The 15,818-nt window shown below is 59.8% G+C and carries 9 protein-coding genes; 6 read left to right on the forward strand and 3 right to left on the reverse strand.

Going from position 1 to position 15,818, the window contains the following annotated elements; genetic code table 11:
- The first annotated feature begins 28 nt into the window (after positions 1-28).
- Both C4J89_RS05480 and C4J89_RS05485 read left to right on the forward strand, forming a co-directional pair.
- The gene (locus tag C4J89_RS05480) at positions 29-2,554 is read left to right on the forward strand and encodes a CS1-pili formation C-terminal domain-containing protein (protein WP_124361470.1); all 2,526 of its coding nucleotides are present in this window, start codon (positions 29-31) and stop codon (positions 2,552-2,554) included.
- 26 nt (positions 2,555-2,580) lie between these two features.
- On the forward strand, positions 2,581-3,786 hold the full coding sequence (locus tag C4J89_RS05485; RefSeq protein WP_256681780.1) for a hypothetical protein: 1,206 nt from the start codon (positions 2,581-2,583) through the stop codon (positions 3,784-3,786).
- Positions 3,787-3,850: 64 nt separating this feature from the next.
- Here the strand turns inward: C4J89_RS05485 and C4J89_RS27085 are convergent, their stop codons facing one another.
- Positions 3,851-4,078 (reverse strand): hypothetical protein, encoded by a 228-nt coding sequence (locus C4J89_RS27085; RefSeq protein ID WP_256681822.1) that lies wholly within the window; start codon positions 4,076-4,078, stop codon positions 3,851-3,853.
- Positions 4,079-4,433: 355 nt separating this feature from the next.
- Between C4J89_RS27085 and C4J89_RS27305 the strand changes: the two genes are divergently transcribed.
- Genes C4J89_RS27305 through C4J89_RS05505 form a run of 4 tightly spaced genes read left to right on the forward strand, consistent with a single transcriptional unit; the run spans position 4,434 to position 7,087 of the window.
- A complete protein-coding gene (locus C4J89_RS27305) occupies positions 4,434-5,078 on the forward strand; it encodes a hypothetical protein (RefSeq protein ID WP_305955267.1) in 645 nt (214 codons plus the stop codon).
- Between the two features lie 8 nt (positions 5,079-5,086).
- On the forward strand, positions 5,087-5,824 hold the full coding sequence (locus C4J89_RS05495) for a molecular chaperone (protein WP_124416001.1): 738 nt from the start codon (positions 5,087-5,089) through the stop codon (positions 5,822-5,824).
- Positions 5,824-6,336: a CS1 type fimbrial major subunit gene (locus C4J89_RS05500; protein WP_256658917.1), complete on the forward strand. Its 513-nt coding sequence runs from the start codon at positions 5,824-5,826 to the stop codon at positions 6,334-6,336. Before C4J89_RS05495 ends, C4J89_RS05500 begins: the two co-directional genes overlap by 1 nt.
- Before the next feature lie 25 nt (positions 6,337-6,361).
- Positions 6,362-7,087 (forward strand): molecular chaperone, encoded by a 726-nt coding sequence (locus C4J89_RS05505; protein ID WP_124361471.1) that lies wholly within the window; start codon positions 6,362-6,364, stop codon positions 7,085-7,087.
- A 44-nt stretch (positions 7,088-7,131) separates the two neighbouring features.
- Here C4J89_RS05505 and C4J89_RS05510 read toward each other — a convergent pair whose 3' ends face one another.
- Both C4J89_RS05510 and C4J89_RS05515 read right to left on the reverse strand, forming a co-directional pair.
- A complete protein-coding gene (locus C4J89_RS05510) occupies positions 7,132-12,225 on the reverse strand; it encodes an NEL-type E3 ubiquitin ligase domain-containing protein (protein ID WP_124413947.1) in 5,094 nt (1,697 codons plus the stop codon).
- Positions 12,226-12,387: 162 nt separating this feature from the next.
- The gene (locus tag C4J89_RS05515) at positions 12,388-15,498 is read right to left on the reverse strand and encodes a transglycosylase domain-containing protein (protein WP_124413948.1); all 3,111 of its coding nucleotides are present in this window, start codon (positions 15,496-15,498) and stop codon (positions 12,388-12,390) included.
- Between the last annotated feature and the right edge of the window lie 320 nt (positions 15,499-15,818).

The raw sequence follows: 15,818 nt of genomic DNA on the forward strand, positions 1-15,818 counted from the left end.
GATTTTCCGTATTCAGAGTATTCCGTTCATGTTCCCGATGACTCCCATCGCGGCAGCGCTTGCCCTGTCGTTTTGTGCGGGCGCGTTAGCTGCTCCAGTGGCCGATGGCACAACACCGCGCAGTTTGCTGGCTCAGAGCAAGGGTTTGCCGGCGGACTTTGAAGAGCACTTTTTCGATGTGCCCCTGGCCGTTCGAGTTGAGCGTGACCAAGAGTTCGTAGGGGAGGCAATGATTGTCTTGTCTCGTGAAGACACCCTGACCCTGATTTCGTTTAACGACCATGAAGGAAGCCCGGTCAAGGACGATGAACGTGAGCGCTGGGCCGAGTACCTCAAGCAGCAAGTGCCACTGGGCACCTGCGAGAGTAATTGCCCCGACCAGTTGCTGGCCGTGCACTACAACCTGGAAAAATCCCTGGTCTCACTGCTGACCGAGAACGCCGAGCGCGACACCGAAAGCCGGCGTTATCACGAGCTTCCCCATGAGGGCAGCGCAGGCCTGATTGTGCGTAACCAACTGAACCTTAACGGCGGCCAGGGCCAGGACACGGGCGGGCGCTTTGGGATTGACGCCAGCAGCAGCCTGGGCAATTGGAGCCAGGTGTTGAACGCGCAGTTCTCGCGCCTCGGCGGCCCGGACGACGACGCCCTCAACCATGCGGTGTACTCGCTCTACACCCAGCGCGAACTGGAAGGCCAGTTTTTGCGCCTGGGTTATTTCACACCCAATGCCGAAGGTCTCACCCGGCAACTGCGCACGTTCGGCGCCAGCCCCGACACCGCCATCGGCGTGATGTACGGCAGCTCCGACACCTTGATGATCAACAACCCCAAGGCCAGCATCTATCCGATTGCCATTACCGCCAACCGCCAGGGTTCGGTGGAGATTTATCGCAATGGCCTGTTGATCAACACCCAGCCTGTCACCAGTGGCCTGCAGAACCTGGACACACGTCCGTTGCCCGGCGGGATCTATGAGGTCGAAGTGCGCCTGATAGAAGACGGCCAGGTCACTAACACCACCCAGGAGTTGGTCTACAAGCCCAACAACTGGCGCAACAACGATGACCGCTGGCGCTATAACGTATTTGCCGGCCGGGAAAGCAAGTTGCTCAGCAACTGGGATGAACAGTCCAGTGGCGACACGACCGCTGGCGTCTCCCTCAATTACCTGGCCCACCCGCGCGTGGTGTTGGGCGTTTCGGGGCGCCAGGTCAAAGACAGCATGCAATACGGCACCTCCATCGACTGGACGCTTGCCAGCTCCGCCAGCGTGTACGCCAACGTCTACCAGACCGACAACTACGGCACCGGTGTCGACCTCAACGGGCTCTACAACTATGGTGCCGGCACGGTGGTGTTTAACCACACTCGCAGCTGGCTGGACACCCGTAATACCTACGAATACCTGCCCGATGGCACGCGTATTCGCCAGGTGAATGTGTTTGTCGGCCAGACCAGTAACTCATCGATTTCCCTGAATCACCGGCTCAGTAACTTGCGTTCGGTGAGTGCCAGACTGTCCCACACCGAAGGTAACGTAGAAGGTGTTGGCCTGGACCTGGGCTGGAGCGAGCGCACCCATCTGTTTGGCAGCGACGCCAACTGGCGCTTGTCCCTGTTCGACCGGCCGGGCAGCGCCAGCACTGGCGACAAACGTAATCGCGGCGTCGATCTGAGTGTCAGCGTGGCCCTTGGCGGCCCGGGTGAACAGTGGTCCGCCAGCCTCGGTACGCGCACCGCCCGGGACGGGTCGCGTGATAACAACGCTTCTGTGACCTATCGCAAAGACCTGCAAGACCACCTGCTGCAAAGCGTCTCGGCCACGGCAACTACCGACACCTACGGCATCGGCATGTCAGGCATGGCCAGCTTTGACACCGAAGCCCTGCAGGGCGATGCGTTTGTGCAGCAATCGTCGTTCAACAATGAGCTGAGCGGTGGCTTGAACCTGGAGAGCACCCTCGCCCTCGGCGGCCAGAAGATGGTCCTCACCAGCCAGTATTCCGGTACCGGCGCAGGAATGATTGTCGACGTCGAGACCGATATCGACGACATCGCCCTGCGCGCCGATGACTTCAGTGGCGGCAGCACCGCGTTGCGGATTGGGCGCAACTTTATCCCGATCACGGCCTACAAGGGTGGCTCGGTGACGTTCGACTTTGAGGGCAACCACGCGCCTTCGGCCTCGATCCAGCCGCACCGTGTCAGTTACCACCTGAACAAGGGCGGGGTGGAATACCTCAAGGTCAACGTGATGCAAACCGTGACCGTCCTCGGGCGCCTGGTCGACCCACAGGGCAAACCGCTCAAGGGCCATCACGTCATCAACCACGCCACCCGTGGGGTGAGTGAAGTGGATGGTTTCTTCTCCCTGGAGATGAACGCCAGCTCGCCGACCCTGGAAGTGCGCCACAACAATCAGTTGCTGTGCCAGTTCCGTCTTGATCCGTCCAAAGCGCCCAGCGAAAACAATGTGCTGATGATTGGTGATTTGCGCTGCACGCCGGACACCTTGGCCGATTCCACCCTTAACGCTCAGACCGCTGGTTGAATGTCATGACGAGGTCATCCATCAGCATGAAAACCATGAGCGCACTGTTTAGTCAGGTTGTGGCCGTGGCAGCGGCCCTGTTGTTCAGCTCGTCGGCGCCAGGCGTTACTGAAGAGATCACGGCAGTGTTCCGTCCAGATCCCGGCAACCCGATGGCGAACCAGTTTGAGAACACCACGCCGCCTGGAGGGTATTGCCGTGATCACCCGGCGTATTGTCAAAATGGGGTGTTCAGCATCAATTTTCCGATCAGCTTCAACGCCGTCGTTCCGATTCAGCCTTTGGACGAGATACGTAACGGGCCGATGTTCCAAGTCCCTTCTTCGTTAACGGCAGTGACTGTCAGGCATCGGGAGATAGGGCATACAGAACAGGTTCTCCTGCGGGTCAGCGGTATAGGCGGAGCCCATGAGCAGACGCAGCCACTGCATGAGGGTACATGGGAGGGGAGCAACTGGGTCAATGCTCCATCCCCGTGTCAATATGGCGGCGTAGGGTATGGCAACGCTTACTATTACGGGTTTTTCTGGCGGGTACCTCCAGGCGCCGGTGTTTGCTTCAAGCGCCCTACGCACATCCTCCCTGACTTCAAATACTCGAACTTGAGTATTTCCTATGAACTGATCACACCGAACCCTCTGGGTATGTTATCGGGCACTTATGAGGGGACTCATAATTTTCTGATCGGCCCTGGCCAGGACTTCGACATGGGTGACGTCATGTTGCCCGACGACAACCTATTAACGCTCAACTTCGTTCTGGACGTGGAGCACGCCCTTAAGGTCGAGCTTCCTCCGGGCGGTAATCGTATTGAGTTGGTCCCTCAGGGCGGCTGGCAAGCCTGGTTGAACCAGGGCCGCAAACCCGCGCGGTTGTTCCGCGATCAGACTTTCCACATCTTCGTGTCGTCGCGTTTCAAGATGCAGTTGGAGTGCGAGCGTGTAATCGGCGACACCTGCGCCTTGAAAAGCGGTGACGGCCACGAGGTCCCCCTGGATATCAGCGTAAGCCTTCCCCACGGCCTGACTCGTCCCGATGGCTCCGGCGTTGACCGGCAACCTTTGCTCTTGAGCGGTGCTGGTACCGAGGAGTTCCAGCCAGGGTTCTACGTCAATCACCGCCCGGGAACGCTGCATTTTGAAGTCAAGAAAGAACACGTCGACACGATGGTGGCCCAGGGCGGTGCCACGTATTCGGGCCAGGTAACGGCCATTTGGGAGTCGGAACTCTAAACGTGTCATTACCGGAGCTTGGAGATTTTTATTAAATGAAAAGTATATGGCTGAAACGTCAGATTCAGCGCGGTTCATTGGGCCTGTTGTTTTTCGGGTGGGGAAGCTGTGTGTTCAGTTCGTCGGCACTAGGCAGTACTGAAGAGATCACGGCAGTTTTCCGACCAGACCCCAGCAACCCCATGGTGAACAAGTTCGAGAACACCACGCCCATCAGTTCGATTTGCGCAGCCCATATTCCGGCCCGTTGCAAGGCACTGAACATTTTCAGCCTGCGAGACAACAACTTCACCGCGGCCTCCATTGCACCAATTGTGGCTAATCATGAGGATGAACGGCAGGGGTTCATGGTCAAGGTGCCGTCCGATTGGCGTGACTTGACCGTAACGCACATGGCCACTGGAGAAACCGAGACCGTACAGCTGCGTATCGCCGGTATTGGGGGGTTATGGACCGTTCCCCGGCCTCCAGGCGTCTCAGCGTGGGGGCAGCCCGGGATTGCGTGGACGACCCAATGGCGGAGAGCTCCGAGTCCCTGCCAAAGTACCAACCACCTTGCAGCCGATGTCGCCACCGCTTCGTATTTTTGGCTGACACCTGAAGGGGCGGGGGCCTGCAGCCGGCAACCTTCTAAGGACCTGGCGACCTTGCGTTTTAATACCATGGAGTATGCCTACGAACTCAGGGCTCCCAACCCCTTGGGAATGTCCGGTGGTCAGTACAGGGGAGGTATCACTTACACCATGGGGCCGGGTGGGGACTACGACTTCGGTGACGTAATGATCCCCTCCAAAAACAGCATCACGTTTAACTTCACCTTGAGCGTGGAGCACGATCTCAATGTCGAGGTCCCAGCGGGGGGTAACCGTATCGAGCTGGTACCTCAGGGCGGCTGGCAAGCCTGGCTGAACCAGGGCCGAAAACCTGCACGCCTATTCCGCGACCAGACCTTCAATATCTCCGCGTCTTCGCGTTTCAAGATGCAGTTGGAGTGCGAGCGTGTAATCGGCGACACCTGCGCCTTGAAAAACGGTGACGATCATGAAGTGCCCCTGGATATCAGCGTAAGCCTGCCCCATGGATTGACTCGCCCGGACGGCGGCGCCGTGAATCGCCAGCCATTGCTCTTGAGTGGTGCTGGCACCGAAGTATTCCAGCCAGGCTTTTACGTCAACCGTCGCCCCGGAACGTTGCACTTCGAGGTCAAGAAAGAACACGCCGACACGATGGTGACCCAAGGCGGCACCACCTATTCGGGCCAGGCAACGGTCATCTGGGATTCGGAACTTTAATCATGCGTATGAAGTATCTATTTGCGCTGTCCGCGCTTTGTTGGTCGTCGCTGTCACAGGCCGCCCCCAACATCAATGTCGGGGTGTTCTACGACTACCTCGACGGCGATAAATCCACCTACCTCAAGCGTGTCTTCAATGGCGGCGACAGCACGGCGTTTATCAAGGTCGCGGTGATGGAAATTGTCTACAACGCTGACGGCACGTCTGAGGAAGTGGAGCTTAAGAGCAACGCCGACAACACCGCCCGCGACGGTCTGATGGCCACCCCGGCGCGCATGATCGTACCGGCCAATGGCATGCAGGGCACACGCTTGCTTTACCTGGGCGAGCGCGAAAGCGAGCGCTATTTTCGCCTGCGCTTCGTGCCGGTAATGCCCGAAAAAGACGATGAGTTTGGCGTTTCCAGCGACGATCGCGAGGCCTACAAAAACAGCCTGTCGGCAGGCGTCACGGTGTTGGCGGGATTCGGCACGGTGTTTTTCGTGCGCCCCAAAACCACCCGGTTTGACACGCGCACCGAAGACCGTGAGGGCGAGTACGGGTTGCGCAACGCGGGCAACAGTGTGGTGGTGGTCGATGAGTTCAAGGACTGCTCCACCGCTGAACCCCAGGACTGCCAGCCCACCACCAAGAGCCACATCCTGCCCGGTCGCGATTTCAGCTTTACCAAGCAGGCCGGTCGCACTTATCGCTTTACCCTGATCGAGGGCGGCGAGAAAAACACACATGAGGTCAAAGGCTGATGGTCATTGAGAGAGCTCATGCGGGCAAATTCCGCAAAGTCGTCCTGGGGATGTTGCTGTTGGTGATCGGGGTGTTGCTCAGTGCCCAGGCCTTGGCCATTCGCGAAGTGCAGGTCTTCGACGTGTCGGTGACCATTCCCACCCGCGACTTTTATGTACTGCCGATCAACCCCGGATTCCTGGAGCGTGAGCAGGAAATGGCCTGGCACCTGGTGCCGGGCACCCTCAAACCGCTACGTGAACACTTCGATGTGAAGAACAGCGGCGGCGGCATTGCGGCGCGCCTGAACCAGGCGCCCGTCCTGTCCAACGGCCCTCGTTCGATTGCGTTGAACGTCACCTTCAACGGCCAGGTGTTAAGCCTGGACGAAACCCTGGTGGTGCCGGAAGCCGAAGCCCGTTTCGGTAAACGGGTGTTGTTGGAGATTGCCGCGGTAGAGCCTGAGGGCGGTTATACGCCGGGTGAATACTTTGGCAGCGTACATCTGCTGTTTGATGCGGTGAGGCCGTGATGTCGAACGATTTAGCGAGGTGCTTATGAAATATCTATCTGCTGTGTTGGTGTTCTGCCTGTGGTCCGTCAATGTCCAGGCCGGGCCGGCCATTCATGTCGGGGATTTTTACGACTACTTGAGTGGTGATAAAAACAACTACCTCAAGCGCATATTCAATGGCGGCACCAGTACCGCCTTCGTCAAGATCAGCGTGACCGAGATGCTCTACAAGCCTGACGGCACGTATGACGAAGTCCCGGTCAAGAACCAGTTGGACGCCCTGATCGCCAGCCCGGCGCGGCTGATCGTGCCGGCCACCGGTATGCAGAACACGCGTTTTGTATTCATGGGCGAACGTGACCGCGAGCGGTACTTCCGGGTGCGCTACCTGCCCGTGGCGCCGGAGAAGGACGACGAGTTCCGGGCCACGGAAGAGGAGCGCAAGGCTTATGAGGACAAGGTCGCGGGTGGCGTGCGGGTGATGGCCGGCTACGGCACGGTATTTTTCGTGCGGCCCAAGGACAGCCGTTATGACACTCGGATCGAAAACGGCGGCCGCAACTACACCTTGCGCAATGCCGGCAACACGGTGGTGGTGGTGGATGAGTTCAAGGACTGTTCGGCCAGCAATCGAACCGATTGTGCACCCACTACCAAGAACCACATCTTCCCGGGGCGGGTGTTCAGTTTCGAGAAACAGCCCGGTCGCGTGTATCGCTTTCAGGTGGTGGAAGGCGGGACTGACAGGGTTGTGGAAGTAAACGGCTGAATCGTCTCGGCCCAGTACCTGTACGTCGCTTGTGACGCGTTCGGTTATTCGTACGCATCCAGCAGCGCTTGTCGCGTCAAACGGCGCGCCAACTCGTTGTAGTCATCCTGGATGTCACTGTAAAGCCGTCGCACGGTGGCATCGGAGAAGGGTTCTTCGGCCAGCACCACGGTATGGGGGATCGTCAGTTCATTGGCCAGCGTAATGATCTGCTCGCGCAAACGTGCCTTGCGCTCAGGCGTCACCTCGGCGCCGATCCATTCCGCGTGGGCATCCCGTAAATCCTCCAGTTGGCTGCCGGCGTGTGTGCGTTTTTCGGCTTGAGCCTTGAACGCTTCCAGATGGGTGTCATGCAGGTAGTCGGCCCAGAACGATTGCTCAAGAATGCCATTGACCAGGCCGTCGCCCTGTGACAGCTCGATAACCTGGCGCACCGCAGTATCCAGATGTTCTTGAGTCAGCCCGGCCGTGTTGCGGTAGACCATGTGTTCGGACAGCCACGGCAGGTCGAGACGGCGTTTGAGCCCGGTTTGGTAGGCGAGGTACACCTGCACATCATCGACCTGGTTTTCACCGCTGCCAAACGCCTGGCCCAATCCGCCCTCGCTTTCTGGCGCGACGCGATGCTGGATTTCCTTGTGGGCGATTTGGTTGATCTGCTCCAGGCGCCAGGTCTGCTTGGCCAGTGTCACCAGGTGGCGTTCGAGGTGAGGGCTGTTGTCATTGCGGATGATTTCCAGCAGGGTTTCCACGCCAATACGGTTGAACGTATGGGCCCCTGCATCTGCGCACAGGGCCGGTGGGCCGGCCAAGCTGAATACCCGCTCGCGAAACCCGGTGTTCTCATAGGCACGAAACACCACCTGCCAGATTCGCTGGGAGAGGTCCTCGCGACCTTGTTCAAACAACTGCGCATCGATTTCGGTTTGAAAACCTGCAGGCGGCTGCAACAGTCTGAACACCTCGAACAAACCCTGGGAGCCGTGTTCCGCTTCCACCTCGTCCCACACCTTCTGTGCCGTGTTGCGCTGTTCAGGTGTCAGGCCAACCATCCAGAATTGGCTGTCGGTTTTACCGCCGCGAGGCGTGGTGCGGTAAGGGTCGATCCCCTGGGCCCGGCGATAACTGACGAAGCGTTGTTCATCCTCGAATTCAAGCCTGGTCATATCCAGCCAACTGTTGGCCACAATCCCGGCGGCGGGAGTTTCTGGCGCAAACACGGGGACGGTGTTGATCGCCGTGTTTCTCAGGTCCAGTTTCAGCAGGGCGGGCCTCGGGCTTTCCAGCCCTTGCGGCCATTGAGTGATACCGGTTCTATTGAGTACCAGCAGGCGCAGCTCCGGCATTTGGCTGACATCCGGTGGGGTTTCCAGGCGGGTATTACCTTCCAGATTCAAGGCGCGCAACTGTGGGCATTGTTTAAGCGTGGCGTGGTCGGAGGGCGACCATGCAATAGGGTTGTCACCCAGGTTCAGGACGGTCAGGCCGTTCATGGGCAATATCTGCGACGGCACCTTGTCGAGACGATTGGCCGACAGGTCCAGGTCGCGCAGGTTGTGGAAATTATCGAGAAAGGGTAATTCGCGATCGCCCAGCGCTGAGCCGCTGAGATTCAAGCGGGTGACATGACTGAAGTCTGCTCGCAGTGGTCCCAGGCGTTCCAGGTGAAGACCCAGGGCCAGCCCGTTCAAGTCCAGCAGGGCACCGCGGGTTTTCGCTTCCATCGGTTGCATGCGCAGGTAGGCACCGTCTTCCCAGCAGGCAGTCAACCCATGGATGACCTGGCGTCGAGTGTGTATTTCAAGCAGGGCTTGATCGGTGCTTGCCATAGGGTCTACGAGTGGTTTTTTGCGGAACCTGTTCAGGTCTTCGTGCAGCGTCGCATGGTCAGCTTCAAGTGTGCCGAGTAGTTGCTCGCCTTGCAGAGTGCTCAGGTGGGGCAGCACTTTCTGGATCTGTTCCTCAGTCAAACGCGGGCACAGCTTCATCAGCGTTTCCCGAGGGGTCGGCGGCTGTGGGGGTTGCCTCAGGACCCATCGGCGGAAAGCCCCCCACATGGGTTTTTGCAGTAAGTGTTGTGTGGTGCGCTGCTCAGCCGGGGCTAGCGGGCTGTCCGCTATCACGTTGCGGCGTTCGGCCGGTGGCGCCAGTTGCGCTTTGAGCCATTCCTTGAAGTTCGCGCCTTGACCTGGCCGGTAGTCAAGCGTGTCCGTGGGGACCGCGCGCAACAACGCTTCATAAAAGGTGTACTGCGGCGGCGGGGTGGAAAGCGACGCAGCGTGCAACTGGTAACGGCCCTGGCCCTTGTACAGGAGTATTTTTTTCGTGCCCGCGTCGGCCGGCCCCACCTGGCAACGCAGGCTGCCGCTGGGCGTCTGATCGTGAATGGCAACGTTCAAGTCGCCCAGGGCATCGGTGTGCAGGCGCACGATATTGAGGGCCATGCGCTCGGTGTCCGGGGTCAGCAAGGCGTCGTGGTAGAGGCCTTCACTGGCATGGCTGGCGCGGACTTCATTGGTCAGTTCCCGGGCCAGGTTTTTCAGGCGCAAGGGGATGCGCCGTTCACGGCTCATCACGCTCGACTCTTGTGGCGAGGTGCGCAGCAGCAACGTGGTCACCAGGTCTTTGGGCAATAGCGCAAACTGCTGTTGAATCAGTCGGCCCTGCGGGGTATTGAGCGCTTCATGGGTGCTGTAAAGGTGGTTGAACACGCTGGTGTTCTGCTGCACCAACTCATTGGCCAGGCGCTCACGCAGCGCCATAACGGGTTCGGGCAGGGTTTGCGCGTCGGGCGCTGCAAGCAAGGCCATCCGCTCGGTGTCGCTCAGGAACGCGATGACCTGTTCGAACCACTGGCCGGCTTCCACAGCCTGATAGCTGAGGCGCAGGGTGTTGGCAGCGGTGACGTCGTTGGCGCCGTAGACGATGGAGTGGCCGGTCAAGTCGCTGTTGATGAACACCTGGATGGCTTTGTTTGCCGGCCAACCCTGGAGTTCGGTGGTGGTTTGCACCGTCCAGTTGGGCGGCAGATCCGCACTGGCCCCGGTGCGAACCTGCTGCGGGGCACTTTCGAGTTGCTGGCGCAGCTTTATCCGTTTGAGGCTGTCGGCCAATAGCGGCGGTGGGGTGTTGCGTTGGGCGTACATCATGCGCAAGGCGTCGTCGTGGGTGCCGCTGGTCTGGCAGGCCTGTGCAAGTTGGGCGGGGCTGAGGTCCTCCACCGCAGGTCCGAGGCGCCGACGCAGCGTCTCGCTGTCCCAGGTGTTGGGGGCCTCGCCTTCATGGATCCACGCGCCACTGGCGTGATGCTCGATGCTGGGTGAATAGGCGCCGGGACGGGTGGGATGCTTGATGCGATGGGTGTGGTGGGTGGCGTCGTATTCGATGACGTAGTGCCGGTTATCCAGCGGCAGGACTTTCTGGTTCTGGTGCGTATGCAGGCCCAGTTCATCGGGCTGAGAGTCGCTCGCCAGCTGTAGGTTGTCGTGGGCGTAACGCGCCAGGTCCGGGTTCCACAGGCGCTGTTGCCCGCCGACTTCAACCGCGCGCAAATTGTCGACGAAGAGCGAGCGTTTGAACGCGCTCGCGACTTCTCCACCGACGGCGAAGAGTGCCAGTTGGATCGTATCGGTGGCGACCGTGACGAGGTGTTCGGCGGCTTCTATAAACTGCCCTTCGGCCAGGTCTACCACGCTTTCGATCACATCGCTGGCCAGTTGATAGGCGGTGTATGCCAGCATCAGCTCGCCGAGGAACGGCACGAACGGAGTGATGACCAGCAGCGCGACATTGAAAATATCCGAGAGGATTTTTGTGAAGTTGTCCCACCAGGCCCAGCGCTCTGCTCTGTCGGCGTCGGCCGTAGGCACCGCGATGCTGCGTGCGTCGTTGAATATCTTGTTGAAGGATTGCTGGTAGCGGTATTCCCATAGATCGCCCTCGATGGCGGGCGAGGAGAAGTGCAGGTTGGGATTGCCCAGCGGCGCTTCCCGCCATTGAGGGCGCGGCTCCAGTGGTTGCGCCGGGTGCCACCGAACGTTGGGCAGCCGCTGATTGAGTCCGGCAAAGAAATGCCCGCGTTGGTTATGGTCGACAAACTGGCTGAAGAACTGTTGATAGGTTTGCCCCTGGCGAGACGGTATCGATGCATTGGTTTGCAGCTTGCGGGTCAGGTCGAGCATGAACGCAAGGCTGGAGGTGTACTCCTTGACGGGACTCTCGGGGTCATGGGGGATGTAGGCGATCAGTTTCGAGACGCTGGAAACCCGATCCAGGTCAGCGGCGATCAGCAGGATACCGCTCAGTGAAGCATCGAGGATGTGCAGTTGATAGAACCGCATCACGCCACGTTCGCCGCGCAACGCGCGCATCAACACATGGTAGGCCGCGGCACTCAGGTCCGCGACCTGTTGGCCGTCGGAGGGCAGGTAAGCCAGGTGTGCCGCCGCCTTGAGCGCGGCTTTCTGGCTGGCGATGACCTGGTTTTTCAAGGTGGTGCGTGCGTCCAGATCCGTTGGCAGCAAGTAGTTGTTCAGGTGTTGTTGATAGCGTGCGCCGAGGTCCAGTTCACGGCACAAGGCCTTGAACTGTGGGATGGACATCGTGTCGCTCAACGCCAGGGGCTGGAAGTGGCCACGGTAGTCGGGACGGGTGATATAGCTGGAGTCGCTTTCGAAGGATTCCTCGACGGCAAAGTTCTGCAAGGCCGCGTCGAGCAATGACACCTTACGGCTGGTCACGCCCTTGAAAAAACTGTGGACGTACTTAGGCAGTTTCTTGGCGATATACAGGTGCAGAAACGTTGATTTGACGTTCAGGTCAAGGTGGTACTTGTCCAGAATGGCTTGTTTCAGCAGGGGTTCGGCAAAGGCATACACGTCCTGTATGTCGCGCAGTTGTCGGTCCACGGCATTTTGCGTCCGCCAGCCTTCAGCATTGGCCGTTTGCAGGTCTTGATGCTGTGCGGGGAGGGCGCGGGTGTAAGCGGGCAGTCGAGAAAGGTCGGCGGCGCTCATCTGATGGGCCCGGGCCAGGGAGGCGGTGGCAAGCCAGTCCGGAATTGTCTGTTTGATCAAGTCATAGTGAGGGCCTTTATAGGCGCGCGCAGGCGTGCTGGAAGGCAGTGAACGTATAGGCATCAAGTTGAACTCGTTAAGTGGCTCGAGTGCCTAGCCTATCCGTCGAAATCAAGAACAAACGTTCAATATATTGCAGCTAAGTTAGGACTGAAATGTGCGGGTTGTTGTGCGAATGCAGAATTTATATTCTCAGAGTGAGTTTTAACCCTTTAAATCGGTAAGTTATTTTAACTTTGAAAGAGCTTGCTCCCCTGGCTGGCACTGCGTCCGGCTGCCGGGTTGCAAATAAGGGCTGAGCAGCGGCGCCATGCCCTTGAGCACTTGCACCGGCAATGCCGAGGTGAAGGTGAAGCCTTGGGCCGAGGCGCCGGGGACGAATGCGGTCAGCGTGCCGAAATGGCGGTCGCCGATATAGAACACAAAGGTGGCGGTGCGGTTGATCGCCTTGGAGCTGAGTAGGCGCCCGCCGGCACCGATTGCTTCGATGCGGTTGTCGCCGGTGCCGGTCTTGCCGCCCATGGCCAGAGGTGTGCCATCAGCCAGTTTGAAGCTGCCGGCCACACGTTTTGCGGTACCGGCATCCACCACCTGGGACAACGCCTCGCGCAACGCGTTGGCGACTTCACTGGGCATGACCCGCTTGCCTCGGTCCGGGTTGTTGACCAAGCGGGTTTCATACGGGGTGCCGGCGGCAAAGTGCAGGCTGTCGATACGCACGGTCGGCTCGCGCACACCGTCATTGAGAATGATCCCGACCAGCTCCGCCAGGGCCGCCGGGCGATCTCCCGAGCTGCCAATGGCGGTGGCCAGGGACGGCACCAGGTGATCGAACGGGTAGCCCACAGCCTGCCAGCGTTGATGAATATCCAGGAATGCTTCGATCTCCAGCATGGTGCGGATGCGACTGTCGCGGGCGCTCTTGTGGCGGCTCTTGAACAGCCAACCGTAGACTTCCTGGCGTTCGTGCTCACTGGCGGCGACGGCCTGGGTGAAGGTGGCGTCGGGGTGGTTCAGCAGGTAACCGAGCAGCCACAAATCCAGTGGATGGACCTTGGCGATATAGCCTTGGTCCGGCAGGTCGTAGGCGCCGGGACCGTAATCCTTGTAGAGCTTGGCCAGGCGTTCATCGGTGAGTTTTTCCGGGGCTTTGGTGGGCAGGTGCGCGCGCACGAAACGGTTGAAGCTGTCCTGGTTGGCCTGGGGCAGTAGATAACGGTGCACTGCGGCCAGGCGCATGGCGGTGGGGTGCATGCTGTCGAGAAAAGTGTCGAGCCGGGCCTGGGTGTCTTTGTTGCGGTAGCGCTTCCAGAAGCGCAGCAGGAAGGTGGTGCCCTCGCGGTCGGCGAATTGCGCCAGGTACTCCTGGCGGCGTGGGTCGCTGTCGTCCTTGAGCAACTCGGCGCTGCTGTTGGGGCCCTGATAGGTGCTGTAGCGCACCAGGTCGCGCATCAGGCGAATGAACGGCAGGTTGATCGACTCACGCAGGGCCTCGCGCAGCGTGGGGTTACGCCCGTTGTCTTCGTTGCGAAAGTTATTGAAGTGATGCAGGCCGCCACCGGTGAAAAAGCGTTCGCCGGGGCTGGCCGAATATTGCCGCTCGAGCGCCGCGTCGAGCATCTTCGGCAGGCTCCGGTCGCGGTTTTGCGCCAGGTAATCCACGGCCCAGCGCGACAGGCGATCCTGCTCGTCGACGCTAATCTTTTTCAGCTCGGCGGGGGGCTGGTCGGCATAACGATCGTGCAGTTCGCTGATGATTTGCAGGTAGGTGGTCAGCACCCGCAGCTTGGCGGTAGAGCCCAGTTCCAGCTTGCTGCTCTCGTTGATATCGAAAGGTTGGTCGGTGTTGTCAGTCTGTACCCGCACCCGTGCGCCATCGGCGGTCATCTCATAGAGCGTGAAGCTGTAGCGCACTTGCGCGGTGCTGGCGGGCGTCAACAGGCGCGGGCCGAGCAAGCCGATTTGCCCAGCGAAGGCGGGGTCGGCCAGGTGCTTGAGGTAGGTGGTGGCTTGGGTTTGCAAGTCATCCTGCAAGGTGCTGGTGGCGGACAGGTCCAGGCGGTCGAGGTCGTAGAGCGGGCGATTGAGCAGGGCGGCCAGGCGGCTGCGGGCAACACTGATGCCTTTGTTGGTTTCAATCGGTTGAATCGTCGGCTGTTGCAGCCAATCGCGATAGCTCACCTTGCTGGCCAGGGCGGCCTGTGCCAGGGCCGGGTCGATGACCGCGTTCTGCGCGAGCAGGCGAATGTGGCTGTCGGTCAGGTTCGCCAGTTCGGCGTGGCCCTTGGAAAGGTAGTGCGAGGGCCGGCGCTGGGCGATCATCAATGACAACACTTCACGCAGGGCCAGGCCTTTTTGCCCGAGGTTTTGCGTGCTGCTGTCGGCGAGCAGGGCGTTGGTGCGGTTGAAGTCGGCGCCGTACCACACCCGCAACCCTTCGGCCAGGCCATGCACTTCACCGTGACCGGGCACGGCGGACAACGGCACGCTGTTGAGGTAGTCGCGCACGATATTGCGGCGTGCCTGCAAGGTCTGCGGACCATCCTGGTAGGCGCGTACGCTGGCGGAAAACATCTGCCGCAGTTTCTCGCCGCCCGACAGGGTCAGGCCGTCGGGGGAGTGACGGTACTTTTCCAGCTGGGTCGCGAGGGTGCTGCCACCGGCGGTCTGCCCGGGCAAATGCAGGAGCCTGGCCACTTGTGACCAGGCCGCTTTGGCGAAGCGCGGCCAGTCCACCGCCGGGTTGGCTTCGGGCTGAGCCGGGTCGAGCAGGTCGCGGTTCTCGATGAACAGCAGGCTGTTGACCACCACCGGCGGGATCGCGGCGAAGTTTTCGTACAGTTGTTGCGGATAGTTGTATTGGTAGAGCGGCACGGCGCGGCAGTCGGTGATGGACAGCCCGGCCTGGATTTTTTCCGCGTAGGGCACGAACAGGCCCTTGGTGCTGTAGTCCATCAATTCGGCCGAAAAGCGCGCCTGGGTTTCAATCACATAACCGCGTTTGAGCAAGCGTGGCAGGAACGTGCCGAGGTCGCTGTAACCGAGACGCCGGTCGAAGGGCCCGGCGCCGGGATAGGCGATTGCCGGGCTGGGGCCGGGCTCCAACCGATAGGTCAGGTCACGGGCCAGGCGGCTCAGTTCCTGGGCCTGCAGGCGTGAGGTGCGCAGCTCCTTGGCGACGGCAAACCCCAGGGCCGCCAGCGCCATCAACACAATCAACCAGAACAGGCGCCGTGCGTAACGAGGCCTGGGTTTATTTTTGGATAAAGGCGCTGGGTCCGAACTGCCATGTACTTTCGCAGCCTTGCTCGATTCGGTTTGCCACAGTGCGCCCATAGTCGATTGATCCCTTCACGCAGATAGATCGGACTTGCCTGAAGTTTAGTCGCTGATGGCTGGGTGTGAGGGAATTGTGTTTTGAGTGTAGGAATTTTCCGGCGGATCTACAGCGGCGCCTCCGCGACGTTTTGTCGCCCGATGCAGGTCAGATGCTCCTGTAAAATTGCATTTTGACCAACGCTTCCCCTAAATTGCCTCGTTTTTATAGTGAAAGGCCCTACTCCGGGCTTTTTATACTGCACGCCCCGTTGATCTTGCCTGGCAAGACGGGCCCGTCCATGAGGCGGCCCCGGTTTCAACAAGGGCGCAGGCTTACC

The organism is Pseudomonas sp. R4-35-07 (assembly GCF_003852235.1).
Lineage (GTDB): Bacteria > Pseudomonadota > Gammaproteobacteria > Pseudomonadales > Pseudomonadaceae > Aquipseudomonas.

Bases quoted from the DNA above. Each gene is read 5' to 3' on its own strand.
- C4J89_RS05480 (WP_124361470.1), top strand. From the start codon at position 29: ATGTTCCCGATGACTCCCATCGCGGCAGCGCTTGCCCTGTCGTTTTGT.
- C4J89_RS05485 (WP_256681780.1), top strand. From the start codon at position 2,581: ATGAAAACCATGAGCGCACTGTTTAGTCAGGTTGTGGCCGTGGCAGCG.
- C4J89_RS05495 (WP_124416001.1), top strand. From the start codon at position 5,087: ATGAAGTATCTATTTGCGCTGTCCGCGCTTTGTTGGTCGTCGCTGTCA.
- C4J89_RS05500 (WP_256658917.1), top strand. From the start codon at position 5,824: ATGGTCATTGAGAGAGCTCATGCGGGCAAATTCCGCAAAGTCGTCCTG.
- C4J89_RS05505 (WP_124361471.1), top strand. From the start codon at position 6,362: ATGAAATATCTATCTGCTGTGTTGGTGTTCTGCCTGTGGTCCGTCAAT.
- C4J89_RS05510 (WP_124413947.1), bottom strand. From the start codon at position 12,225: ATGCCTATACGTTCACTGCCTTCCAGCACGCCTGCGCGCGCCTATAAA.
- C4J89_RS05515 (WP_124413948.1), bottom strand. From the start codon at position 15,498: ATGGGCGCACTGTGGCAAACCGAATCGAGCAAGGCTGCGAAAGTACAT.